This window comes from Rhizobium sp. 18055 (genome assembly GCF_902706285.1).
Lineage (GTDB): Bacteria > Pseudomonadota > Alphaproteobacteria > Rhizobiales > Rhizobiaceae > Rhizobium.
The window spans coordinates 1-24,806 of sequence record NZ_CACSKD010000029.1 but is presented as its reverse complement, the minus strand read 5'-3'; the positions used below and the strand labels follow the sequence as shown (position 1 = coordinate 24,806).

26 protein-coding genes are annotated in these 24,806 nt (G+C 57.9%); 14 read left to right on the top strand and 12 right to left on the bottom strand.

Annotation, left to right across the window (positions count from 1 at the left end; all coding sequences use genetic code 11):
- Positions 1-306 precede the first annotated feature (306 nt).
- A complete protein-coding gene (locus GVL52_RS30655) occupies positions 307-582 on the top strand; it encodes a hypothetical protein (protein ID WP_210254115.1) in 276 nt (91 codons plus the stop codon).
- Between the two features lie 554 nt (positions 583-1,136).
- Here GVL52_RS30655 and GVL52_RS27125 read toward each other — a convergent pair.
- The 10 genes from GVL52_RS27125 to GVL52_RS27080 all read right to left on the bottom strand — a co-directional run bounded on the left by GVL52_RS27125 (position 1,137) and on the right by GVL52_RS27080 (position 12,023).
- Positions 1,137-3,023, bottom strand: coding sequence for a nitric oxide reductase activation protein NorD (locus GVL52_RS27125; RefSeq protein ID WP_160012518.1), 1,887 nt, complete (start codon positions 3,021-3,023; stop codon positions 1,137-1,139).
- A 9-nt stretch (positions 3,024-3,032) separates the two neighbouring features.
- The gene (locus GVL52_RS27120; protein ID WP_160012517.1) at positions 3,033-3,845 is read right to left on the bottom strand and encodes a CbbQ/NirQ/NorQ/GpvN family protein; all 813 of its coding nucleotides are present in this window, start codon (positions 3,843-3,845) and stop codon (positions 3,033-3,035) included.
- Between the two features lie 27 nt (positions 3,846-3,872).
- Positions 3,873-5,213, bottom strand: a complete 1,341-nt coding sequence (locus tag GVL52_RS27115; protein WP_113363225.1) for a cbb3-type cytochrome c oxidase subunit I — start codon at positions 5,211-5,213, stop codon at positions 3,873-3,875.
- Positions 5,214-5,235: 22 nt separating this feature from the next.
- On the bottom strand, positions 5,236-5,688 hold the full coding sequence (locus tag GVL52_RS27110) for a cytochrome c (protein ID WP_160012516.1): 453 nt from the start codon (positions 5,686-5,688) through the stop codon (positions 5,236-5,238).
- A gap of 271 nt (positions 5,689-5,959) precedes the next feature.
- Positions 5,960-6,772 carry a cytochrome c gene (locus tag GVL52_RS27105; RefSeq protein ID WP_160012515.1) on the bottom strand — a complete coding sequence of 271 codons (813 nt, stop codon included), beginning with the start codon at positions 6,770-6,772 and terminating at the stop codon, positions 5,960-5,962.
- Positions 6,772-8,394: a b(o/a)3-type cytochrome-c oxidase subunit 1 gene (locus GVL52_RS27100; RefSeq protein ID WP_160012514.1), complete on the bottom strand. Its 1,623-nt coding sequence runs from the start codon at positions 8,392-8,394 to the stop codon at positions 6,772-6,774. The genes GVL52_RS27105 and GVL52_RS27100 overlap by 1 nt, the downstream gene beginning before the upstream one ends.
- On the bottom strand, positions 8,384-8,941 hold the full coding sequence (locus GVL52_RS27095; RefSeq protein WP_160012513.1) for a cytochrome C oxidase subunit II: 558 nt from the start codon (positions 8,939-8,941) through the stop codon (positions 8,384-8,386). The genes GVL52_RS27100 and GVL52_RS27095 overlap by 11 nt, the downstream gene beginning before the upstream one ends.
- A 171-nt stretch (positions 8,942-9,112) precedes the next feature.
- Positions 9,113-10,324: a cytochrome c gene (locus GVL52_RS27090; protein ID WP_160012523.1), complete on the bottom strand. Its 1,212-nt coding sequence runs from the start codon at positions 10,322-10,324 to the stop codon at positions 9,113-9,115.
- 50 nt (positions 10,325-10,374) lie between these two features.
- Positions 10,375-11,085: a c-type cytochrome gene (locus GVL52_RS27085; RefSeq protein ID WP_200847914.1), complete on the bottom strand. Its 711-nt coding sequence runs from the start codon at positions 11,083-11,085 to the stop codon at positions 10,375-10,377.
- A 389-nt stretch (positions 11,086-11,474) separates the two neighbouring features.
- Positions 11,475-12,023: a cytochrome c oxidase subunit 3 gene (locus tag GVL52_RS27080; RefSeq protein WP_160012522.1), complete on the bottom strand. Its 549-nt coding sequence runs from the start codon at positions 12,021-12,023 to the stop codon at positions 11,475-11,477.
- Positions 12,024-12,668: 645 nt separating this feature from the next.
- Between GVL52_RS27080 and GVL52_RS27075 the strand changes: the two genes are divergently transcribed.
- The 8 genes from GVL52_RS27075 to GVL52_RS27045 all read left to right on the top strand — a co-directional run bounded on the left by GVL52_RS27075 (position 12,669) and on the right by GVL52_RS27045 (position 18,483).
- The gene (locus GVL52_RS27075) at positions 12,669-14,045 is read left to right on the top strand and encodes an IS200/IS605 family accessory protein TnpB-related protein (protein WP_244619307.1); all 1,377 of its coding nucleotides are present in this window, start codon (positions 12,669-12,671) and stop codon (positions 14,043-14,045) included.
- A gap of 260 nt (positions 14,046-14,305) precedes the next feature.
- Positions 14,306-14,461, top strand: a complete 156-nt coding sequence (locus GVL52_RS30520) for a hypothetical protein (RefSeq protein ID WP_200847913.1) — start codon at positions 14,306-14,308, stop codon at positions 14,459-14,461.
- 3 nt (positions 14,462-14,464) lie between these two features.
- Complete coding sequence (locus tag GVL52_RS27070) at positions 14,465-14,959, top strand: hypothetical protein (RefSeq protein ID WP_160012512.1); 495 nt, start codon at positions 14,465-14,467, stop codon at positions 14,957-14,959.
- A gap of 11 nt (positions 14,960-14,970) precedes the next feature.
- A complete protein-coding gene (hemE, locus tag GVL52_RS27065) occupies positions 14,971-15,999 on the top strand; it encodes a uroporphyrinogen decarboxylase (RefSeq protein ID WP_160012511.1) in 1,029 nt (342 codons plus the stop codon).
- Between the two features lie 91 nt (positions 16,000-16,090).
- Positions 16,091-17,320, top strand: a complete 1,230-nt coding sequence (locus GVL52_RS27060) for a PAS domain-containing protein (RefSeq protein WP_160012510.1) — start codon at positions 16,091-16,093, stop codon at positions 17,318-17,320.
- A gap of 66 nt (positions 17,321-17,386) precedes the next feature.
- Positions 17,387-17,659: a BON domain-containing protein gene (locus tag GVL52_RS27055; RefSeq protein WP_160012509.1), complete on the top strand. Its 273-nt coding sequence runs from the start codon at positions 17,387-17,389 to the stop codon at positions 17,657-17,659.
- Between the two features lie 13 nt (positions 17,660-17,672).
- Complete coding sequence (locus GVL52_RS27050) at positions 17,673-17,996, top strand: TraR/DksA C4-type zinc finger protein (protein WP_160012508.1); 324 nt, start codon at positions 17,673-17,675, stop codon at positions 17,994-17,996.
- A gap of 31 nt (positions 17,997-18,027) precedes the next feature.
- Positions 18,028-18,483 (top strand): pyridoxamine 5'-phosphate oxidase family protein, encoded by a 456-nt coding sequence (locus tag GVL52_RS27045; protein ID WP_160012507.1) that lies wholly within the window; start codon positions 18,028-18,030, stop codon positions 18,481-18,483.
- A gap of 273 nt (positions 18,484-18,756) precedes the next feature.
- On the opposite strand, the gene hemN is transcribed toward GVL52_RS27045, so the two are convergent.
- On the bottom strand, positions 18,757-20,109 hold the full coding sequence (gene hemN / locus GVL52_RS27040) for an oxygen-independent coproporphyrinogen III oxidase (RefSeq protein ID WP_160012521.1): 1,353 nt from the start codon (positions 20,107-20,109) through the stop codon (positions 18,757-18,759).
- Positions 20,110-20,332: 223 nt separating this feature from the next.
- Between hemN and GVL52_RS27035 the strand changes: the two genes are divergently transcribed.
- Genes GVL52_RS27035 through GVL52_RS27015 form a run of 5 tightly spaced genes read left to right on the top strand, consistent with a single transcriptional unit; the run spans position 20,333 to position 23,068 of the window.
- Complete coding sequence (locus GVL52_RS27035; RefSeq protein WP_160012520.1) at positions 20,333-20,617, top strand: DUF2249 domain-containing protein; 285 nt, start codon at positions 20,333-20,335, stop codon at positions 20,615-20,617.
- 51 nt (positions 20,618-20,668) lie between these two features.
- The gene (locus tag GVL52_RS27030; protein WP_244619306.1) at positions 20,669-22,006 is read left to right on the top strand and encodes a hypothetical protein; all 1,338 of its coding nucleotides are present in this window, start codon (positions 20,669-20,671) and stop codon (positions 22,004-22,006) included.
- Entirely contained in the window at positions 21,990-22,505 is a 516-nt protein-coding gene (locus GVL52_RS27025) for a DUF2249 domain-containing protein (RefSeq protein WP_160012505.1), read from the top strand. Before GVL52_RS27030 ends, GVL52_RS27025 begins: the two co-directional genes overlap by 17 nt.
- A complete protein-coding gene (locus tag GVL52_RS27020) occupies positions 22,492-22,803 on the top strand; it encodes a metal-sulfur cluster assembly factor (RefSeq protein WP_160012504.1) in 312 nt (103 codons plus the stop codon). The genes GVL52_RS27025 and GVL52_RS27020 overlap by 14 nt, the downstream gene beginning before the upstream one ends.
- Positions 22,804-22,813: 10 nt before the next feature.
- The gene (locus GVL52_RS27015) at positions 22,814-23,068 is read left to right on the top strand and encodes a DUF6522 family protein (RefSeq protein WP_200847912.1); all 255 of its coding nucleotides are present in this window, start codon (positions 22,814-22,816) and stop codon (positions 23,066-23,068) included.
- A 501-nt stretch (positions 23,069-23,569) separates the two neighbouring features.
- On the opposite strand, the gene GVL52_RS27010 is transcribed toward GVL52_RS27015, so the two are convergent.
- Positions 23,570-24,469 carry a CHAT domain-containing protein gene (locus GVL52_RS27010; protein WP_160012502.1) on the bottom strand — a complete coding sequence of 300 codons (900 nt, stop codon included), beginning with the start codon at positions 24,467-24,469 and terminating at the stop codon, positions 23,570-23,572.
- Positions 24,470-24,806 lie beyond the last annotated feature (337 nt).

Genomic DNA, 24,806 nt, shown 5'->3' with positions numbered 1-24,806 from the left:
GCAATGGAAAAGGCTCCGTGAGCCTGAAAAGGCGCAGGACCAGCCTATCGCCTAACGCCAGCCTTACCATACATCAACCCGTACATTCGCGCGCGCGGCAGTTCCGCGGCCTTCAGCGTACGGATACCTTGCTTCCGTCTTGGCATGGCCCCTCTCAACCGATGATGAGGAGGCAATCTGCCAGAACGGCGCTTGCGAAAATCGATCTTAAATCCACGTCCGAGACTGTCCCGGAATACGGAATCGCTGTCCCGTATTTACTGAAATCGCTGTCCGCGAATTACCGGAATCGCTGTCCCGGAATTAGTGAAACACGCAGGCGAGATCGAGGGGAAGCTCATCGTACTCGAATCCATCGCCCTTGTTTGTGTCGAGGACACGCTTGCGCACCGCAATGCTAATGCAATTGCCAAACTGCGGGAGAATATCGAGCGGATGGTTCGGGAGCGCTGCCACCCGCTGAAGCTGGCGCCTGACGATGAAGTCGCCGCACAGCAATACGCGCTCGAATTCTTTGACGCTGTTGTCGATGAGGTCTTTCGACGCCGGTCGCAACGCCCGGTTCGAGACCTTGATCCGTGAGACGGATCAGCAACCGTGTGACAAGCGAACCGAGAACAACTAGCCGCGGATAGAGACGTTTTGTCACGAGGTCTTTTCCCGAATGTCAGAAGGCCCGCCGGAATGGGCCCATCTGACACAAAAGGCTGCGCTCATAGACGCTCCCGTTCAGCAAGCACGCAGCGCGATCTGGCCGTCGCGTGATACAGCGTTGGGAGAGAACGGCCGTTGTTCCGCACGGCCAGATGCTGTCAATTATCAGGGACGATCGGAACGGTCGCAACGACCGTCCCCTTCCCGTCCGTGATCTCGAAACGCGAGGCATTCCGACAGCCCAGCGGAGAGACCATTTTGATCCCGGCTACAAGGGCTGCGGAGATAGCCTCCTCCACGTCCCGCAGAACGCAGCCGGTGGCGTCTCGTACGAGCGTCGATTCCGAACGAACGTTGAAGAAAAACCGGCTTCCACGCCTACCCGACATCGAGGCAGCTCCTGTAAGGTTTGCAAGCTTCCACCTATCGAAAGATGTCGTTGTCCGCTTTGACCTGGATCAGCATCGGCATAGTGTATCTCATCAAGCGGTGAGGTTCCTGTAGATCGCAGGCAGCGCGCTGGGCAGCTTGGCGATGTTCGACACCAGCGCATATCCTTGGCGGCCGAAAATAGCCGGAAGGTAGTCTTCCGCGTTCCGATCTACGGTTACAGCGAAGACGGCCTGACCTCGGGCGCGCGCTTCATAGACGGCGCGCCTGCAGTCTTCGAGCGCAAAGCGTCCTTCGTAGTTATCGACGTCGTTTGGCTTGCCGTCAGTCAGGATCATCAGCAGCCGCTTGCGGGTCGACTGCTTGTCGAGCTGCTTTGAGACGTGGCGGATGGCGGCGCCCATGCGGGTGTAATATCCCGGCTTTAGGCTGCCGATGCGGCGCGCGGTCGTGACTGTAAACTTCTCATCGAAACGCTTGATAGTTTCCATGCGGATCCAGTTGCGGCGACGCGATGTGAAAGTTTCGATCGAGAACCGATCTCCGCAGGCGTCAAGGCCGCGGGCAAGCACATCGAGTGCCTGCATTTCTACGTCGAGCACCCGTCGATTGTTCACCCAGGAATCGGTGGACAGGGAGACGTCTACAAGGATCGAAGTGGCGAGTTCGTGCGTGGCGGGACGCGCGCATTCGTAGATATAGTCGTTTGGTTGCCCGGTCACCATCAGGTCGATACGCGACCGGATCACAGCATCCATGTCGAGGTCGTTACCGTCCAACTGGGCGCGCCGTATCTCCCGCTTGGGACGAAGGGTTTCAAATTGCTTTCTGATCTTACGCACGACCGACTGGTCGGTTTCCAATGGCCCTGCCGTATCGCTCTCGGCGGTCCCTACGAGGACGCGGCAATGATCCGCCAAATACTCGTTCTTCCTGAAGTTCCATTCCGGGTAGACGAACTCCGCTTCGATCCGCGATGTATCGGCAGCCTCCGGCGAGAGATCAAGATCGAAGTGGAACTTCGATTTTGGCTTCTCCTTCGTCTGGCTCAACACGACATCGTCGAGCTCTTCTGCCGCGGACGGCTCGTCGTCCTCACTATCGTCGGTCGGGCGGTCGACGTTAATCATCTCTGCCATTGCCAAGATTTTCTCGAACCGGTTCAAAATGAAGGGATCGCGCTTGCGGTCGTCCGAGTCATTTTGTCGCTTAGCCTCATGCGTGTTCTTCTCACCGCCTTCACGTTCAACGGACTCCGACGGTTGATCGTCCCTGTCGGTGGGCTGGAGCTCGATCTTGCCGCGGAAATCAGGCCAAAGCGGAACGGACAGCATAGGGAGATAGCCCGCCGGTGCGCCGCTTATGGCCGGCCTTGCGTCTTCCGGAAGGTCGTATTCGATAGAGAACGAGAGAGCGGTCATGGCATACGTCTCGACGCGAGCCTCGACTAGAGGCAGCTTTCCTCGCGCACGGCTGGAAGCCAGTGCGTGGGCGAGTCGTGCGTATCTACCAGCCATTCCTGGAAAAGTCGTGACGACTAACCTGCTGTTCTTTCGACCCGCCTCGATTCGAGCCATGTCAGCGAGCGCCGGGTCAGCGGGTACGTTTTCCGTTCGGGCAACCGCGACGTATCCGGCGAGCCAGAAGTAGAGATCGCGGTTGAGACAGCGGTCGTTGAAGACGTCGATAACTGCGGGGAGATGGAGCGCTGAGTTGTCCCAAGTCGGATGATCGGTTCGCTCTTCTCCCAAGCCCACGACCTGCCGCAGACGAAGCCGGTGAGAACTCGTTTTCTGCCGGGATTTCTGGATCTGAAGAGTCGGCTCCCCACCAAACGCCCGGAAACAGACCGAGAGCTGCGCCCGGACGTCGGCAAGACGGACGGCCTTGTCAGGATGATGGGGCCACGAGCTTGTCTCGCCTACGATGCGATGCCAGGCTCGCCCGACGGTCTCTTCGAGTTCCAGAAATTCCAGCATGTTCAGATCCTATGCAAACGTCGCCTTGGCCACTTCAAGGAGTGCGGCCTTCACGTCCGGCTCGTCCGTGAGCGGCTCCACGATAGCTGCGCGAACGGCGTCTGCGACCGGCATTCCGGCTTCGATCAATGTCGCGCAGTAGATGAGGAGACGGGTGGAGACACCCTCTTCGATGTCCTGCCCCTTCAGAACGCGGAGCCGCCGAGCGAGATCGACCAGCGGCGCGACCTTGGCTTCCGAAAGTCCGCTTTCGATCGCGACAGTGGTGATCTCCTTGTCACGCGGGAGGAAGTCGAACTCGATCGAGACGAACCTCTGGCGCGTGCTCGGCTTTAGAGCCTTCATTAAGTTCTGGTAGCCCGGATTGTAAGAGACGACGACCATAAAGGCCGGCTGCGCTTCGAGAATCTCGCCCGTCCGCTCCAGCGGAAGGATTCGGCGGTCATCCGTCAGAGGATGGAGAACGACGGCGACGTCCTTACGTGCCTCGACGATCTCATCGAGGTAGCAGATCCCGCCGTTTCGCACGGCCTTCGTCAACGGCCCGTCGACCCAAACCGTCTCGCCGCCCTTCAAGAGATAGCGGCCAGTCAGGTCAGCGGCCGTAAGGTCGTCGTGGCAGGAGACTGTCGAAACTGGAAGCCCCAGCTTCGCTGCCATGTGCTGGACGAACCGCGTTTTGCCGCAGCCGGTCGGCCCTTTCAGCAGCACCGGCAACTGCCGGGTCCATGCGCTCTCGAAGAGCGCGCATTCGTTGCCTTGCGGCGAGTAGTGAGGGATTTCCGACTTCGGCGTCAGCGGGAAGTTCAGAGCTATTGTCATTTCAGTCTCCAGTTGGGGAAGGCCCGCCTATTCGGCGGGCTGAGCTGCAATGTTTGGAAGGCGAGCGCGACCTGGAACCAGCACCGACCAGATAAACATGATGGCGCTGATGAAGACGAACACGCCCGAGCCAAGTCTGATCCAATAGAAAAGTGCGAGTTGGTCTTGGACGTCCATGTAGGATTCGCCAAGCACGCGCTGCAGGTGAACTTGGATGACGCCCGCGAACGTCAGCGCGAAGGTCATGACCGACATGGCGCCGCACATGATCCAGAAGCTGCTAATCGAGAGCCACTGATTGTACGGAGCGCGACCTCGGATCTGAGGGATGGCATAGGCCATCGCGGCAAGGTTCAGCATTACGTAGGCGCCGAAGAAAGCGAGATGGCCGTGAGCTGCTGTAACCTGCGTGCCGTGGGTGTAGTAGTTCACCGACGACAGCGTATGCAGGAAGCCCCACACGCCCGCGCCGAAGAACGCCATGACCGAGCATCCGATCGACCACAGGATCGCGGCCTTGTTCTCATGCTTGCGGCCGGCTCGCCACGTCATGACGAAGGTGAAGACGACCATTGTGAAGAACGGGGCGACTTCCAACGTGGAGAAGAGCGAACCAATCCACTGCCAGTAGCCGGGAGCGCCGATCCAGTAGAAGTGGTGGCCCGTGCCGAGGATACCCGAGAACAGGGCAAGACCGACGATGACGTAGAGCCACTTTTCGATGACTTCGCGATCGATGCCGTTCAGCTTGATCATCAGGAACGCGAGGACCGACGCCATGATCAGTTCCCAAACGCCTTCTACCCAGAGATGGACTACGTACCACCAGTACATCTTGTCGAGCGCCAGATTGACCGGGTTATAGAAAGCGAAGAGGAAGAAGATCGCGACGCCCCAGAGACCGAAGAGCAGAATGTTGGTAATCGTCGTCTTGCGGCCTTTCAGCGCCGTCATGGTGATGTTGAAAAGGAACATCAGCGCGACGATGACAATGCCCACTTTGATTGCGAACGGCTGTTCGAGAAACTCGCGGCCTTCGTGAATGTGGAACAAGTAACCAACGACCGCGACCGCAGCGGCCACCAGGAAGATCCAAAACTGAGCGATCGCCAGCTTCGGGCTGTAGAGCTCAGTTTCACACTCCTCCGGGATGAGAAAGTATGTCGTACCCATGAAGCCCATTAGAAGCCAAACGATCAACGCGTTCGTATGGATCATTCGGACGATATTGAAGGGAAGGACGACGGATAGAGTGTTCGGAAGCACGTAGATCGTGCCCGCGATGACGCCGAAGAGTAGCTGCGCCATGAAAAGGCCGAGGGCTCCATAGAAGTAGAGCATGGCCACGCTTTGAGTCTTGTATTTCATATTGATTGTCCCTCTGCGTCGCTCAGCCGGCCTGATTCGGCGGCCAGTTCTGCGTCTTGGTCTTGCTGACCCACTCGAGGAAGTCGGCGAGATCGTTTACTTCTTGGTCCGTCAGATTGAACTGCGGCATCTGCCGGCGGCCCTCGATGCCAGACGGCTGAGCCGCCATCCAGGCGTGAAGTGCATCACGAGCGCTTGCGGGATCTTTGTCGCCGCCCCAGCGTATCCAGACGTTCGACAGCTCCGGCGCGAAGTAGGCGCCCTCGCCATCGAGGGTGTGGCAGTTGATGCAAGCGTTCTTTTCCCAGATACGCTTTCCGCGGGCCACGCCCTCGGTAAGGGTCGCCTCGTCCGTAGACACAGTCCGGATGTAGTAGTGACTATGGGCCGTGAGGCCCACGAAAATTGCGAAGAAGAATGCGGAACCGCCGTAGAACACGTTTCGGGCCGCGGTTTTAGTGAGGCGTTCAGCCATCGATCATCCTTTCAAGTCATTGGCGGAGCCGCCTTGACGTCGGAAATCGAGCACAGTGGCTCGTCATCACGGGATGAGTGATTTTCGGAACGAGGTCTTTGTGGATTCGCAATCAGCGCGGCAATTTGCCGGAAGCCACGGGGCGTTCTTATGCTTGGGAAACGAGCGATGTGGATAAGGGCCTGGAGGTTGTCCCCGATGGCAGACGCGTTCATCAATGCGATCGATTCCGCTGCATGACGACGTGATTTCGCAATCGATCGTAGATCGGCTATTCTGTCGCCTGCACCGGCGGCGGCTTGTTAGCGTAATATTTCGCCGCTGCCTCGATTTCCTCTGGGGTCATCGCGTGAGCGACGTTTCGCATTTGCCTCGTGATGTCGTTCTCACGGGCGCCCGAGGCGAATGCCGCTAGCTGGGTCTTCAGGTAAAGCTCAGACTGACCTTCCAGCCACGGGCTGCCGAGCTTATTTTCGATACTCCCGTGACAGGACCCGCATGGAGCGATTCCCCTGATAGGCGCTCCGCTTGCCACGATACGAGGAACAGGGTTTCCTCCTGCCGGATGGAATCCCGGCAACCTCGGAAGGTAGGCGTAATAGGCAGCCAGGTCCTGCATGTCCCGTTCGGACAGGTTCAATGCGAATGGAGACATGATTGCGTTGACTCGTACGCCGTCTTTAAAGTCTCTGAGCTGTTTGTAGACCACGCTCGCGTACTGGCCCGCGAGGTTCGGAGAGTCGGCTCGGCTCACGCCCGTTGGTCCGTGGCAGATCGCGCATTGCTGCGCCAGCGTTGCACCACGACCGATCGCTGCATCGTCGCGGACGCTTGATACCGCTGACGAGATCTTCACCAGCGAGGTCTTGTATTCCGGCTTCACTGTCTCTCCTGTCTCGCTGGCGCGGGGCACCCCGGCCGCACGACAGATCGAGTCCCACAGACTTGCAGCCTGTTGCCCAGCCTCCAGATTCGGAAGCAACACGAACCCCAAGATCACCGACGCAACAAAGATGCCGGCAGTCAACGCGACGCTGGTGAAGGTCCATCTGATGTTGATCTTTCCGAGGTCCGGCTCGGCCATCACTTCTCTCCAACATAAACTGCGGGCACCGAGGTGTCGCTTCTTACAGCGAGCTGCAAGATCGGGTACCCGTAGTTTGTAACCGTCAATCCGATCATCAGCGCCACCCACAGTCCATAGCTATTCAGAAGAGCCGGTACTCTGGTCGGCGGATGTACTGCCAGCGCGAACCGGTACTCCTCGGATGGTTCGGATGGGCGAAGCTGCGAGCGCACTAGCACTGTAATGAAGAGGATACCCGATACAACGAGAATGAAACCGCCGATCGCCGACAAAACTACCGTTATCGCTTCGTTGGCAAGGGCTGGATCTGTGAAGTCGAAGTATGCCATTCGGCGCGGCATTCCCAGAATCCCGACATAATGCCAAGGGAACGTCGTGACGATCATCCCAATAAACCAGAGCCAGAGCTGAAGACGGACCATGCCCAGACTGGCAAGGGGTCGGCCGGTGAGATGGGGCCAGAGATCGTAAGCGATTGCAAAATACATGATAACTATCGCTCCACCAAAGATAAGGTGGAAGTGACCGGTGATCCATTGCGTGTTGTGGATCGTCGTGTCGAGCTGGTAGCTCATGTTGATAAGACCGCCAGCACCTCCGAACCCTAGCATCACGAAGGAGAAGGTTACGGCGAGCATCATCGGATTGCGCCAGGGAAGCGCCTTGATCCAACCGAATGGCCCGGTGCCACCGCGCGCCCGCGCTGCTATTTCGACCGAGGCGCAGATGGTGAATACCGTAAGCAAGGTCGGAAGGGCGACCAGCGCGGTGAACGCTGAGTGAATGAATTTGAACCCGGCGCCGACCTGAGGATCCGCAAAGGCGTGATGGATGCCGATTGGCATTGCTACGATGAGGAAAAGGATGAACGAAATGCGGGCCATTGTGTCACTGTACACGCGGCCGCCGATAGCTCTCGGCACGATAGTGTAATAGGCGATGTAGGTCGGCATCAACCAGAAGTACACGATCGCGTGCAGGGTCCACGAAAAGAATACGCGGGCCAGCCCGGCATCGATCGTATTTTTCAATCCCAATGCCACTGGGAGGATTTGCAGCAGAAGCTCCAACGCGGCTCCGACTGCCGTCCAGGCCCACAGGTAGGATCCTGCGACGTTGGCGAACATCGGAAGCGGAACCGGCACGCCCGGATTGGCCTTCTTCCAGATCCGAAGATTGACCGACATCAGCGCCACCCAGATCCATGAACCCACCACCACCATCACGACGCCGAGATAGTAGAACGGGCTACCGATCAAGGGCGGATAGAAGGTGTACAACACCGACGCCAGGCCCAGAGCGACTGGAACCATCGCGACTACCGCTCCGACTGCGATAAGCCAGAAGCCGATCCATGCCCATCGAGCGCCGACGAGCTTCTGCTTGAGCGACGACTCGCTGATCGCATACCCGAAACCCATGGCGACCAAGGTAGGAAATACGTACCCCATAACGGTACCGTGCGCCGTTAAGGATCGGTAGTACCATTCCGGATTGCTCACCCAGTTGGCAAGCGGACTGCGGACGTACATCTGCCAAGCCCCGAGAAGGAGCGCCGCACCAAAAGCTATAAAGGCCAGCCAAAAGTGCGCCAGAATGAGTTTGCGGTTAAAGAGCACAGGACAATCTCCTCTTGTCGGCGACCTCGGCGAGGAATTCCTGTTTGTCTATCACTTTTACCTTACCCCACATTCCCTCATGCCCAACGCTGCAGAATTCCTGACAGGGCATCAAATGTTCGCCCGGCGATGGGAATGAGGCTTGCAGAACAGACACGTAGCCGGGGACCAGCATGGTGTTGATGTTCGTACCTTGCACTAGCAGCCCATGCACGACGTCGGCGCTTGTAGCCCTGAATGTGATCGGCGTTCCTGCCGGGACCACGAGACAAGGTGGGGAGAAGGAGTATTGCTGCCCTACCGCCCGGACCGTTACAGATCCATCGCTCTCGACCGCGCTTCCAAGATTGGATTCAATGAACTCGCCCTGGAGGTGGAGCGTGGTGGGGTCGACCGTTTCAACGGTCCTCTGCGGCATCGTCGCCTGGTGGATGCCAGCGAACGCTGCCATCCCAGCAAGAAAAACGATAATGAGAACTGATATGGTCGCCCACGTGCGCTCGACGCGCTCGGCAACCTTCATGCCCTTTTCATGAACTGTCGCCATCAGCCGCTCCGGGGGACGAAAACGAGGAAGTAGAACAAAAACCACATGAACAGAACCAGCGCGGTCGCAATGCCTGCAACCCAAATGGCTCCTTTCGGACCTCGCGCGACTATCGCTTCGACGGCCGTGTCATCTGGCGCAGCTCCGGGATCGGAATTCAGCATCTTACCCTCATTCCAGTGGTGCCGATCTAAGTCTGTTGGCATCGGCGGCGTTCACCGGCGTGCCCCTGTTGCCCCACGCCGTGCGGATATAGGACACTACGGCAGCGACCTCGTCGTCCGAGAGCGTCACTGCAAATGGCGGCATTCCGTGCGGCATTGGGTTTTTCAAAGTCGCCGGCGGATAACCGCCATTCAGGACCATTCGAATCCCGTTGACCGCCGATTCCATCTGGATCGACTGGTTACCGGCCAGCGGCGGGTAATGTGGCGGCTTGCCTTCGCCTTTCCCCCCGTGACAGCTTGCGCAATCGCGGTCGTACACGGTCTTCCCGAGGCTGATTAACAGACTGGCCTCGGTGGTATTAACCGACGAACTGGGAGCTTCCGGCTGATCCTGAGCGATGCTCTTCAGATAGACCGCCATGGCACGAGTGTCCTCGTCCGTCATGTACTGGAGGCTGTTGTAAACAACTTCAGCCATCGGCCCATAGACGGCGCCTCGTGCCGACACTCCCTTCTGAAGAAGGTCCGAGATCTCTTCGATCGACCAATCGCCAAGACCGGCTTCCTTGTTCGACGTCAGCGACGGTGCGTACCAGTCCTGCATCGGTATCAGGCCACCTTGGAATGCCTTTGATTCCGACGTTCCGCCGAGAGCGTTGATCGGGCTGTGGCACATACCGCAGTGGCCGAGCCCTTCGACAAGATACGCGCCGCGGTTCCATTCGTCGGACTGCTGCGAGTTCGGTTTGAACTCGCCTTCGTTGAAGAAGAGCGTCCGCCAGCCGAGGATGAGTGACCGATTGTTGTAGGGGAAGCTCAGATCGTGAGGTCTGTTCGGCTGACGGATTGGTGGCAGAGACTTGAGGTACTCGAATATCGCGTCGCTGTCTTCGCGAGTAACCTTCGTATAGGATGGAAACGGCATGGCGGGATAGATCAGGCCTCCGTCCGGAAAGCGTCCGCTATGCATGGCTCCGTAAAATTCGTCCGCAGACCATTTCCCGATTCCCGTCTCCGCATCGGGCGTAATATTTGAGGCGAACAGCGTCCCAAACGGCGTAGGCATCGCCCGCCCACCAGCGAACACTTTTCCCTCAGGAGCAGTATGACAAGCTACACAGTCGCCAGTGCGTGCGAGATACTCTCCTTTCTTCACCACGTCGGAACGGTGGTCGCTGGGCGGATCTTGTGCGGCTGCAGGAAGCAGGGCCAGCATAAGGGCAGCCGACGCGCCTAGCAGGGTCGTGTTTCCGTTCAACCTCAGCTTCATTGCTGCTTCCCTCCGTCGGGCTGACTTCCGCATGCGAAGGGAAGAGCGAACGATCCAGCGGGGGACGGGGCCGAGCCGGGTGGTTGTGCGAGGGTGGCCAGATATGCGGCTACGGCTCGAACATCGTTTTCAGTGAGATGGCCAGCAACGATCTGCATGCAGTCAGGAGCCGTGGCGGTTCTGGTTCCGTAGCGCCAGCCCCCTAACTGAGCACTGATGTAGCTCGACCGGAGTCCGAGAAGTCCCGGAATTCCGGGCGCCTGGCCTGTGAGAGAACCGCCGTGACAGCCGACACACGCGGGAATGGACCGATCCAGATCGCCTTGCGTCACTAGGGCGTGGCCGTGATCAAGGACTTCCTTGCTGACGTCAGGGGGGGTCTGCTTTGGAAGCTCTGGGCGCTGGTCGCTGAAATACTCGGCGAATTGCCTTAGGTAGTCGTCCGTCAGATAGGCGAGCAAGTAATTCATGGGCGGATATTTACGCCGCCCGTTCTTGAAGGCCTCAAGCTGGTTGTACAAATAGCCGGCTGGCTTGCCCCCTAGACGGGGAAAATACGGGTCGTTGGTTCCGCGGCCCTGGAGTCCATGACAAGGAGTGCATGCCTGCACTCGTTCCGCCATGTCGGGAGGATAGCTTTGCGCCTGCTGCGCCACCGCTGTCGCTAGACCCCAAAACAAAAGACAGAGCGACAACACTGTCCGCATGCGCCAATTCCTCCTCGAACACGCCGTCGTTACCGGTTGTGATCGCTCATAGAAATGGCGCTTTGACTTCCTCTGTCAATCGCAATGCGATGCTTTTTCTTGAGTTCGATCTGCTCTTTATGATGAAAGCAGTCTCTGGGCTAGCGCAATTAGCAGCAGGATCGCCGCCCACCCGCTTATCGCGATAAACATCGTAGCCTGGCCGTTACGCAAACCGAGGAAATCGAGCGCCACTATCCTTACCTTGCAGGCGGCGATAACCGCGATTACGCAGGCGAGAGCAAGACCGCCGCGTCCAAATGCCAGTGTCAGGCCGACTGTGGACGCACTTAGGGTAAGAAGGATCGCGAGCGCCCGCGTCGTCGCTCTTTTGGAACGGATACTGCTTTTCATATCAGGTACACGATCGGAAACATGACAAGCCAGACGATGTCGATGACATGCCACAGCGTCGTCATGAGATGGACGTTCTGGGGGGAAGGAAAGCGGGCTAGCAGCGCCAGCACCAGCGAACCGAAGAGGACGTGGACGAGATGAAAACCCGTCATTAGAATGTAGAGGGTCGAGAAAGCGTCGTCCGAAAGCAGCGACGCACCTTCCAGACTGTACTCGTATAGTTTCAGGGCGACGAAAAGCAATCCTCCTGCAGAGGCCGCGCACAGGGCGATCCTCCGCTTGGGCAGTGGCACCGGGGTTGCGGCGACCGCCGCCGCCCAGCCGCTCAGCAGAAGGATGGCAGTGTTGAAGGCGGGTACGACAAGCGTCATACGAGCTCGCCCCGCTGCAACTTCTTCCGGATGAAGCCAGGAAACGACGACAAAGGCGACGAGAAGGGCGCCAAATGCGGCAAGCTCGCTCCACGCGAGGATCCAGACTAGCAGGTCGTCGTGGGCCTCTTCGATAGAGGTCCCTTGAGATGTATCGGCGATCAATGTCATGACCAACGGAATAGAAGATCCTTTTTCGCGCTTCTTTGTCAAAAGGCAAACGCGAGCGTGGTGAGACGGTAATCTTGGGTATTCGTCACATATGGTTGAAGCGGCGCTGAAACGCCCTGAAAAGATTCCTACCGAAGGCGCTTGCGGCCGAGGATTTTGCCCGGACCATTCTTCTAAGGTTGGTTTTCTGGGTGGCATAGGTTGATCAGGACATTCGAAACGAGATTGGATCTGCGCGAGGGCGATGGACCCGCTCACGCCGTCGTTCTCGACGAATATGCCGCTCTCATGAGCCGCGCCGAACGGCTTCTTCTCGCGAAGCTGAAAGCGGGTCGTGGATGGACGGGAGATCTCAAGGTCTCGTTTTATCAACGCTTGGGCCTCTCGGCGACGCATCTCGACATGGCGTATCGCCAGCTTCAGGCAAAGCTGAAGTCGGTAGCCTAGCTTGCTAGCGCACGCGCCAAGGATCTGGCGTCGAAGGTCGCGAGCAAACGAACTGATATCAAACGCAGGGAAAAGGCCCTTGCGAAGGCGATTGCGCAGCGATCGAAACTCCCGGAAGAGCTTCGAATCCTTGGCGAGAGGGTCGCGCATTTCAAGAGAAACGTCGCTGCCGCGAAGGATTCGTTGCATCGAAGGTACTTGTCCGCCCTCAAGCACAGCCTCTCAGAGCTTCACGCGAAGACGGCGGCGTCAGCATCGATCGGTCGACGCATTCATGCACTGCGCGTGGCGCTGCACCAGCACAAGCGACGCCGAGCTATCCTTGAGCATCGGAGGGTCGAAGCCCAGCGGCAGGCGGCGCAGCCGGCGCTGTGCTTCGGTTCGCGCAAGTTCTTCCGGGCGCAGTTTGCTTTGCAAGAGAACGGCTATAGCGAGCTCAGCGACTGGCGCAAGGATTGGGCGTCGAAGCGGTCGGCACAGATGACGCTCGATGGGAACTCGTCAAGGGAGAGCGGCAACCAGTTTGCCCGTCTTCGTAAGCGCGCCGGTGGTAAGTTTGATCTTGAACTGCGGCTGCCGAAGCAGCTTGCGCAACGGGCGACGCGCTCCTTCGCTTTCGCCGGCTCCACGATCTCTTGCGTCGACTTTTCTGGTTTGTCGTTCAACCATGGCAACGTCGTAATCCAGCGCGCCATTGATGCCGGTCGGCCCGTGACGGTCAAGTTCCTTCGCGACGAGAAATCGTGGAAAGTCTACGTCTCCGTCGACGATCGCTCGGAACCCAAGGCCGCGGATTTCTCCGGTGGCTCTCTTGGCGTCGACCTCAATGCCGGCCACGTCTCTGTCTCCGTTGTGGACGCTTCGGGAAACCCTGTCGAAGCCTTCAACATCCCTTGCGTTACCTACGGAAAGCCGGCTGACCAGGCGAAGGACACGATCCGCAAGGCGGCTGCCGAGGTCGCTGCGATCGCAAAGCGCTTTGGTGTTTCGGTGGTGAGCGAGAGGCTCGACTTCTCGAAAAAGAAGACGGCGCTGAAGGATTCGAACGATGCGCGCTACGCTCGAATGCTCTCATCTTTCGCCTATTCATCTTTCGACGCCGCGTTGGCCTCCGCCTGTCTGCGCCGAGGCGTCGGTCATCGGCAGGTGAATCCCGCCTACACCTCCATCATTGGTCGCGTGAAGTTCGTTCGCCGCTACGGCTTGAGCGTCCATGATGCCGCATCCGTTACCATCGCCCGCCGGGCGATGGGCTGCTCCGAGAGACTACCCCGTTCCAACGATGGCACCGTCACGGTGCCGACGAACGGCTCTGTCCATGTCACCCTTGACCTACCTGTGAGGAATGGTTCGAGGCATGTATGGACGGAGTGGAACGGACTGAACAAGGAGTACCACAAGAAGGCGCTTGCAGCGCAGGGATCGTCGGGGCGAAAGCCCCGACCCGGAAGGCGACCCAAGACGTCGACTGGGCGGAGCGGAGCACCGCTTCATGGTCCTTCGGCGGAGGTGGGACGTTCCCGCCGGATGCCGCTTCAGTCGCGCGACCCAGGGGTTGGTCGCGTGCCAGGATAGTTTCCTGAACCACAAGTCGTCATCATGGTCGAAGTTTACGTTTCAACCATTCGTGACGAATACCCGTAATCATCCCTTAACTTCAAACTGGGTAGATTTGCATGTCCGAAAGTTGAGGCGTTGGACAGTTGCGGGTCGGCCAGTGTTCAGAGTAGCCGGCCCCTCCATCTCACGCGTTGCGGCTATTCCGCCCACTCTTTGACCGATCTCAAAGAAACGCGTCCCTGATCGCTCTATGATCTCCGTAAAAGGAGACTGTCATGACAGATGCTCAGATCGGGCTATCGATCGCTACCCCTCTAATAGTGATTTTTGCAATCACCCTCTATCGCATGGGCGTGCTGCAGCGAACCGGCGTGGTCTCCGCGGTTGTTGCCGCGGTGGCTATCGCTGCAAGTCTCTTTCTTCAGAGGTAGGACATGGAAAACCTCCAGATACGCCGCTTCGCGGATCTCGAAGCATGCTACGGCCAGCTCATGTCATGGTGCGATCTTCTCGAGGCGATCGCGGACTTCCTTCCGTGTCATCTCGATGAGAGGCTCTGCGACACCTTAACGCACGGTCTCATACCGCTGGTGCAGGCGACACATCACCTGGAGGAGCAGGTGTTGTCTGAGGGGCTGCATCACATTCTGGCAGCAGCCGAGCGATCTGACGCAGAGGAGCATCGACGGCGAGAGCGCATCAGCGATCTTGAGAGCGCACGCGAGGTGGTCGACGTACTCACTTCGCTCAAGGATGGCCGCTGCCGCTTATCTTGGGACGCAATAGGATATCTATTGGGGTCGTTTTTCTGCGCGATGCGGAAGCACATACAGGCCGAACGCCAGTTTATTCTATTGATCAAGAAGGCGATGAACCAGCGACAGATGGCTGTCGTTGACGTTGCAGCGGCTGCGGTGGAAGCCGCGTAAAGGTAACGAGCATGCGCAGAAATCTTGTTCGCGTCCTTGACGGCGAAACCCTCTCGCCTCCCCCGATCTGGCTCATGAGGCAGGCCGGTCGCTATCTTCCCGAGTACCTGGAAACGCGAGCGCAGGCCGGAAGCTTCCTGCAGCTATGCTACAATCCGGAACTCGCGTCGGAGGTCACCTTGCAGCCGATACGTCGGTTCGGGCTCGATGCAGCCATCCTGTTTTCCGACATTCTCGTGATTCCGGATGCATTGAAGCGGCATGTCCGTTTCAATGAGGGGCACGGCCCGGTAATGGATCCGATCGACGAATACGGAATCGCGACCCTGAGCGCCGAGAGCATCTTTGCTCACCTCAGCCCGGTTATTCAGACGGTGGAATCCCTCCGGATAAGGCTTCCCGCACCCACGGCCCTACTTGGTTTCTGTGGAGCCCCGTGGACGGTGGCAACGTACATGGTGGCCGGAAGGGCCACTCCCGATCAGGCCCCTGCCCGTCTCTTTGCCTATCGGCATCCAGAGGCGTTCGAACGGCTGCTCACGCTGTTGGCCGACGTTTCCGCGGAGTATCTCGTAGCTCAGCTCGACGCAGGTGCCGACGCGGTGCAGATATTCGACTCCTGGGCAGGCGTTTTAGGCGGACCAGAGTTCGAGGCGTACGCCGTCAGACCGGTCGCGCGCATGATCGAGTCCATCAGAAGCAGACGCCCTTCGGCGAAGATCATAGCCTTCCCAAAGGGCGCAGGATTGATGCTGAAAGAATATCGCCGCAAGACGGGAGCGGACGCCATCGGCCTTGACTGGACCGTCCCACTCGACTTCGCCTCTGAGTTGCAGAAGGACGGACCCGTTCAGGGCAATCTCGATCCCATGCGGCTTGCGGCCGGCGGAAGCGCTCTTGATGAAGGCGTAGACGCAATCTTGGAGCGCCTTGGCAACGGCCCACTGGTCTTCAACCTGGGACACGGGATCATTCCACAGGTAGCACCCGAAAACGTTCAGCGGCTAATCGACCGCGTCAGGGGTAGAGCGGAATCCTAGCCCCATCATTTTCGGTTAATGCATTCTTCATGCTTTACCCCCAGAAATGGGGGACGAGAAGTTTCTCTCCGCTATACGGAAGACGCGCAGCATGAAAAGCCAGCACAATGAAGCTGAGGTTCCCTTCGAGTTCGATGAACTATTTTTTTCGCGAACCGACAAGCGTGGCAAGATTTGCTCGGGGAACAGCGTCTTTCGACGAATAAGCAGATTTGACTGGGAGGAACTACTTGGGAAGCCGCACAACGTGATCCGACACCCGGACATGCCACGCGGCGTTTTCTGGCTGATGTGGGATAGGATTCGGCGGGGCCTTCCCACCGGCGCCTACGTCAAGAACCGAGCCAAGGACGGGGACCACTACTGGGTCTACGCGATCGTGACGTCGATCGAGGACGGATATCTGTCCGTTCGGCTGAAACCATCCGGTCCGCTTTTTGAGATTGTCAAATCAGCGTACGAGCGACTACTTAGCATAGAGGAGCGTGAGAGGGTTTCGCCGCAGCAGAGCGCCAGCTTGCTTATGCAGCATCTTCAGGAACATAGCTTCGAAGACTATGACGCGTTCATGGCGAGCAGTCTTCTCGCTGAGCTTAACGCCCGCGACGACAAGATCGGGCGCTCCCGCAACGGCTTGGTCGAACTGCTTGAAGATCTCTGCAGCACGTCCAGGAGGCTGTACGGCATCGCTCGCGAGATCATGGTAGCATATGCGAACCATCGATTTGTTCCTATGAACCTGATCGTGCACTCAGGACGTCTCGGAAGTTCAGGAGCGGCGATTGGAAAGATCTCCCAGAACTACGGTACGCTCGCGACCGAAATCGAAGCTGCACTGGAAACCTTCTCGATCTCCGCCCGAAAGGTCGCCGAAGCCATCCAGCACGGCGCTTTCCTTATCGGAACGGCGCGGCTCCAACGTGAGATGTCCACGGCCTTCCTCAAAGAAGTCCTCGACGACAGGATCGACAGGATCGAGGAGACGACCTGCCTCGACAGCCAGACCTCAAGTTTTTGGACGAGGTCGTTCGAAGGCCTTGCCAAGATCCAGGGGGAAACGTCCGAGTTCATAAGAGCCGCCAGCGATATGAAACGACTGTCGACGGGACTGGCGGCCATCCGTGTTATGGGAAAGGTCGAGGCCGGCAGGCTCGGCACACGTGTCCTTTCCGATCTCATCGCGGACCTCGAGGCCTTCCAAGAGAAGTTGAACGTTGGCCTTGCTGAGATCTCCCGCCTGAATGACACGCTCCTGAACAGTACCCGACATGTTTTGAAAGCCTTCGATACGGCCGACGGTCGCAATCGTTCTTCGGTTTGATTTGCATCAACGCTGTGCGTCCACTCCTCATGTTTGATGCCAATCGGCACAACGGAGGCACTGACCATGTACGCGAACGACATTATCCCAATTGGTGACGACGCCCTATCCATGGCCGTCAGGAACCGCCTACAGCTTGAACTCGGACTAACCCATCAAGATGTGAAGGCCACCGTCTCGAAAGGCGTCGTGACGTTGCGCGGGAAGTTGGAGAGCCCGTCCAGACGGGAAGCAGCGAAGGTGTCCGCAGAAAACGTGAAAGGCGTGCGAAGGGTCATCAACGACATCTCGATGGCCTATCACATGGCGGGCGGCGTGGGACGGGGTTTGGTTTTTTGAGGAAACAAGTTCAATGAATACTCAGCAGGCAACCGAACGTTTGAAGACCCTTAAGAACGATCTGCAAAGGCGAGCCTCAGCGATCGAAGCTGATTTGTCTGTTAGGCTCGACAGAGACAGCGGCGAACGAGCAACGCAGGTCGAGAATAACGAGGTTCTGCGAGGCTTACAGCTCGAGGGTGCCGAACAGATGGCTGCTATTGACGCCGCTTTGCTTCGTATTCAAGACTGCGCCTTCGGAAAATGCGTGAAGTGCGGGAGCGAGATCGGGGCAGAACGTCTCCACGCCGTCCCCTACACCCCGTTCTGCATAGATTGCGCTCGTTCGTTGCGCTGAATGAGGCAGATCCATCCGAGGAGAAGACGTCATGTCGATGCATTTACGCGAACTGAGCCCGAACGAATGCTACGAGATTCTGGAGCATACCCGCTTCGGACACCTTGCGTGCTGCAAAAATGGACAGCCTTACATCGCGGCCATCTACTTCGCCTTCTCCGGCAACATGGCCTATAGCTTCACGATGCCGGGCAAGAAGCTCGATTGGATGAGAGAGAACGACAAGGTCTGCCTCCACGTCGAGCAGCGGTCGACCTCCGGCTGGACAAGCGTGTTGATCGACGGGGCTTTCGAGGAGTTTCCCGATAATGATCTCTGGCGGGATGAGCGCATGAAGGCCTGGTCGCTTCTACAAGCCCAGCCCGACTGGTGGGAGATTGGGTCTCTTTCGACGCACGAGCTTCCCGTTCTCTCAGAACCTCCGCACGTCTTCTACGGTATCCTGGCTCATTCCGTATCAGGACGAAGCGCCAGTAGAGCCGATTAGCGACCCCGCGCATTCTTTCAAACCAAGTTTGCCGCTAGGTCCCAGGCTCCGTGACGATGTAGTTCAGGTACCGGTTGCGAGCGCCGTTTTCTTCGAGTTCTACCAAGCATCGTATCGAGAAAACCATCCGCTCGCTGTCGCTGTCGCCCTCGCCGGTGCGGAGATGCCTAACAGCGTACCAAAATTGGTAGGACGTAGAACCTACCCCACCGCGAAGATTCGTGTGGGGTAAGTTTCAGTTGCCTAGGTGCGGACCAACGGTTGAGATGGGGCTCAGGCGGCTTTGCTATGCGTTCTGCCAGATGCGCCGAGATACGCATCGAAGGCCGCTGCAACAGCGCGTACCATGAACCGCGAGTCCTTGGTGACGGACACCCGACCGTCGACGGCGACGGCGACGCCATCTCGAATGAGTTCTTCAAGGCGTTCGTTGCGGTCGAGCAGGAATTCGACCTCGTAGCCAGCCTTGCCGCTTATCTTGGCAACGTCCACCTCGAAGTCGCACATTAGGCGCTCGATGACCTGAGCCCGCAACCTGTCTTCGTCGGTGAGTATGTAGCCTTTGGCGGTCGGAAGAATGCCGGACGCCACCATTTCTGTATATCGTCCTATCGCCACATGGTTCTGATAATAGCCTGAGGTGAGACGGCCGATCGACGACGCACCTAGACCGATCAGAGTGCTGCAGTCGTCGGTAGTGTAGCCCTGGAAATTTCTGTGGAGCCGTCCCTTAGTGGAGGCAACGGCAAGTTCATCGTCAGGCAATGCGAAGTGATCCAAACCGATCTGCACATAGCCTGCGGCAACGAGTTCCTGGGCTATCGCTTCCGCCTGCTCATTGCGTTCAGACGCGCCCGGAAGCGCGGTTTCGTCGATCAAGCGCTGATGCTTCTTGAAGGCAGGAACGTGCGCGTAGCCGAAGACTGCGAAACGCTCTGGGCGAAGTTCGACCGCCATCTGAACCGTTTCTATGCACGAGTCGACGGTTTGAAATGGTAATCCATAGATCAGGTCGAAATTGATGCTCGTCACGCCATAGGCTCGCAGGCCAGCAACCGCTGCCTTCGTTTGGTTGAAGGTCTGGATTCTGTTAATCGCCTTCTGTACGACCGGGTCGAAGCTCTGGACTCCCAAGCTGGCACGGTTCACACCATTTTCGCCGAGTGCTGCAATCATCTGGCTGTCGAGCGTTCTAGGATCGATCTCCACCGCGATGCTGGTATCGTCTTCGAAGTCGAAGGAAGTCCTCAACTTCTTCATAAGTGCTGCAAATTCGTGCGGTTTCATGATGGTCGGCGTGCCGCCACCAAAGTGCACGTTTCGAACGGGGATGCCTCCCTCTGCGGCCTTCGCGACCAGTTCGATTTCCCGGCTCATGACATCCAGATAATCAAGGATCGGAGCGTCCTTCTGGGTAATCGTGGTGTGACAGCCACAGTACCAGCACATCGATCTGCAAAATGGCACGTGGAGATATAACGACACGGGATCGCCCCGCGCGACGTCCTTCAGCGCCGCTGCATATTGTTCGGGGCCGACAGCTTCTCCGAAAGCGGGAGCGGTCGGATAGCTCGTATAACGAGGAAGGCGTGCTTCGCCGTACTTGGCCACCAGATACTTCGACATCATCTTGTCCGTTGTTTCAATCATGCCTCCTTATGAACTCGGGCGCCTCGGCGTTCCTTGTCATATGTCAATGAGCTGCATCGAAGAATGAAGGAAACCTTCGTGAAGTTTGTCCGCTGTCAAAGTTCGCCAGCTCGTCGGCGGCTATCGTTTGATCCGACATCGTGGCGTGCCGCCGCCCGTCACCGAACTTCAAGCGGCGACCAAAAGGAATTTCAGTTTTATGTCCGAGAACTTGAACCAAGCTGCCGGAATCCCTCATATTGACGTTCGCATTCTTCCTCCCAGCGAACGTCACCCCCGGATCTTTGGCACACTCCATACACTGACGCCGGGAGACATGCTGCACATTACGAGCGACCACGAACCGCGTCCGCTTCAGTACCAGCTCGAGACTGCATTGCCTGGCAAATTTTCCTGGGAGTATCTCGAGCAGGGGCCAGACGTTTGGCGGGTCGAAATTATTCGCCTCGACGCCGGGTGCGACTGCTGCTGCGGCAGCCACTAGGATAGGAGAAGCACGATGATGCCCATGGGGACGAGCCTGTCGCGGTGGACGATGTCCTACTTCGCAGCGGCCCTCTTCTTTCTGTTGCTTGCAGAAGGTCTGCTTGCGGCAGGGGGCTGGGTGCCGTCTCTCGGCGTTATAGAACCCTGTGCTCTCATCATCGTGCATTCAACCACTATCGGCTGGCTCTTGTTGCTGATGATTGGCGCACTCCTGCAATTCGGACCTGTCTTGACGGGCCTTGAACTCCCTAAAGGCAACCTGGGTCTGTTCGTGCTTTGCGGCATCATGCTAGGTTTGGTTCTCCTGCTCTCTGGCTTCTGCCTTATCGATGCCGGCTCGTCATATGCGGGGCCGACGATGACGGGTGCGGCCGCAGTACTTTTAACCTCGATCCTGTCGATCGCGGCAGTGCTTTTTTCTTTGCTCTGGCGCGGCCGGTATGCTCACGAGGCATCGCCATACGTCCTGATCGGTATCGCAAGTCTCGCGGCCACGGTAGGTTTGGGTGCGCTGTTCGCAATCGTCCTTCCAGGTGTTGTAAGCGTTCCTACCGTCGTGACATTCGTCGTTGCGGCAGTCCCACTACATGCCGGTTTCGGCTTGGTTGGTTGGATGACCTTCGCCGCTGTTGGAGTCAGCTACAAATTACTTCCAATGTTCTTGCTTTCGGATGACATGAAACATTCGAAAATACTTCTTCACAGTTGCATTGCAGTCCTCGGTCTTCTTGCCCTGTCGGCGTGCGCTCTGACCGTCGACGAAACCCTCGCTCGCGCCTTCGGACTCCTTGCCGCTGCGTTCTTTCTGCTGGCAGGCGGGGCGTACATTGTCGAACTGATGCATGCCTATAGGACCCGGCGGAGGAAGGTGCTCGAAGTGAACACTTACTGGTCGCTCCCTGCCTTCGTCATGTTTGGCGTCAGTGCCGCCCTTTTCCCTGTAGCCATGCTTGCTGGCGCCGACGACAGGACATTCGTCTCGCTGGCCTACCTCTTTGTCTTTGGATGGTTGACCGGGCTTGGCCTGGCCCAGCTTTTGAAGATTGTCCCTTTCCTGACATGGATCGAGGCGTTCGGGCCGCTTCTTGGACGTCGGCCAACGCCGAAGCTGGCAGATCTGGTCCACGGCGGTCGCGCTTCGGTCTGGTTTACAATATTTTACAGCGCCGTCGTCGTGGCGGCTGCTGCGATCCTCTTCTCCCAAGACGGTGTCTTCCGCGTCGCCGCCTTGGCTCAAACCCTTTCGACGGGTGCCATCGCCGTGGAACTCGCACTTTCCCGTGCGTTGGCGTGCGTCGATGCGGATACAAAGAAAAGTCCATTCAAACACCCGGCCTTCTTCTTCGCCGGCAACCACAGAGGTGACGCCAATGGTTCAGCTTCGTGAACTCGACGTACGACAGATACTCCGCGATGGAGGAATGCCCTTCCAACTGATCATGGATACTTTTGCCAGCCTGCAGCCCGGCGAAGGCGTTCGCCTCCAAGCGATCTTCGAGCCCCGGCCGCTAATACGCCAGCTCACGGACCGCGGCTTCGATCATACAGCCCGACGTATTGCTGACGACGATTGGGAGATAGATTTCGTCCCAAAGGGCACGGCCGAAGAGGCGTCTGCACCCGACGCGCTGTGGCCTGATCCTGTCTGGAATCTGGATCTGACTGACCTTCCGCCGCCGGAGCCGATGGAGCGAATACTCGCGAGGCTCGAAATGATGGACAGCGGCGAAGTGATGTTTGCGTTGCTCAACAGAGAACCCGTCTTTCTCTTCAACGAACTGAAAGAGCGTGGTCATGAATGGATCGGTAACTTCGACGAGACGGGAAAGGTCTACCGCATCATGATCCGTTGCACGCCGCTGGAGGGGACCAATGCCAAAACCTGAGTTAACATCCGACGTAGTACTCGATGCATTGCGAGACATCGAAGACCCGGAGATCGGAACGAACATCGTAGATCTAGGCTTGATCTACGACGTCACCATCGACAAGGATCGGGCGGTCAGCGTCAAGATGACAACGACAACCCGCTTCTGTCCCGCCTCGGCCTTTCTCGCAGATGCGGTGAAGACGCGCGTAGAGTCGCTGGAAGGGGTTCCTCGGGTCACTGTGGAGCTCGTCTACGAGCCTGCATGGTCACCCGAAATGGCGGAGCTGTTTTCTTTAGGCTCCGCTACCAAGTGAGGAGCAGATGATGGCCGATCAAATCGACATCAAAGATTTCACGGTAGATGCCGTCTTTCTAGCCGATCGGTTCGGTGTTCCGACCGAAACCCTCCGCCGTCAGATGCAGCAGGGGCTCGTTCGCAGCGTGATAGAGCGAGGCGAAGGCGCGGATGCAGGTAGAACACGGCTCACCGTCCGGATCGGCAATCGCTCTTGGATTGCCGTAGTTGCGGAAGACGGAACCAGGATCACCGAGCGTATGGCGTTCTGCACTGTGAAGTAGTGGGTAGTCGGATTTGGGCGAGGCCGATGAAAATCACCGCCGTCTTGTATCGAGAGTCTCCTCTTTCTCACCCTCTTGGCGCGGCGTCCGGCGTTGCCCTGCGATCCATCAAACGGATGAACGTTCTCGTCCCTAGTGCGATATCGGCTCGAACAGCTTGAATAGCGTCGCGACCGTCACAATCATCCATGACCACTACGATTTTCTCGGTTTGCGTTAATGCAGCTTTGAGATTTTGGACAGCGGAAAGGCCTCTTCGGTCCCCAGGGTCACTTCAGACTCGGTGTAGGTCATCCTTCCCCGCCCTTTCCCAGAGTCTCATCTCGCGGTCGTATCGCTGCACTCCGACTGTCGCGGGAACTGTGATTCTGTCTCTGTTACTTTCCAGCCATCGAGGTACGGTTCGAGCGTTCCGGCTCTGATTGCGGCCTTAGCCTGGGTCGCAGACGGCCTTGGCAATCACCATGTCGGTTATCATCACCTCGTCGAAGGCATGTTGGTCTAGCGGGTGATGTACGGATTCCCATACAATGCCATTGCCAAGGATCGCGAGAAATCATGGCTGGTTTCTCGCGCGACAGTATCGTTGCCTGCTCGATAACACTCCATGATGGGGGAACCATCGTTCCAAGATCTGAGGAAGGCATCCAGCCATGGTCGGGCGACGGTAAACGGGATCGGCCAAGACGGCGCGACCACGGCATCGAGGCCAAGATCGAGGAGTTTATGCGCAAGGCCAGCGAGAGCGCCACTCTCGGGGTGTCTGTCAAAGCGCCCGCCTGAACATACGAAAAGCAGTGCAACTCGACTGTTACGCACCGCATCAACCAAGTGTGCAAAGTCGAGAGGCTCCTGTGTGTCGTCGCTCAAGCCGCGGAAGAAGCCGTTGTGTTCGGCCAGGCCGCCGTGAGCGCCCACTATCACGAGGTCGGCCGAACCAAGCGCGGACGGTGTTGATGCGTGCGTGTGAAGAGCGATTGATCTATCCGTGAGAACCTGCTCCAAATCGCCTGCCAGTAGAGACAGAGGATCCATGTAGTATGTTCCGGCCGCGATGGGAATCCATGCGGCTGCACTGCCGTCGCCTTGACGTGCGGCCGAAATCGAAGAACGAAGCCAAGATAACGACGGAACTGTCGCTAAGGAACGCGATGCGCCTACCAGGGCTCCATCAATCGTGAGCATGTTCGGCGGCATCCGCGAAAGGTCCCCAGAGACTATGATGGCACTTTCCGGCAACGAGGGTACGCCGAGCATGGCCGTGGCGGCTATGAGCTCCTCAGCACTCAGCCCGGCCTCGGCGTAACGGTACGGATAGGCGTCGGCCCATTCCGCGAGACTTCTGCGATCGAAGATGGACTTGTCGACCGCTTCTGGCATCCCTTCGTCTTCACCCGCCACGGTGCACATCATTAGGCCTGTCATGTCCAAAGCCATGCCGACGACTGGGATGCCGTTTGCCGCTATATCGCGGGCAGTCGCGAGCGGGCCGTCAACACTGTCGAGAAGGTTACGCCGTCGCCCGCATCGGCGAGCCACTTCAGCACACGACTGATTATGGACGGCATTCGGTCCATATCGTAAAGCCTAGGAGGGGGTTCGAAGCTGGCGTCTAAGAGGCTGCCTCAAAAAGAAGTGGGTGATTTCAACAGGTTGTGATTCCTTCGGATTTGCGAAGATTCGATGGAGTTCACGATGGCCTGGACCGAAACCACCCGTCGGCAATATGCCCGGCGAG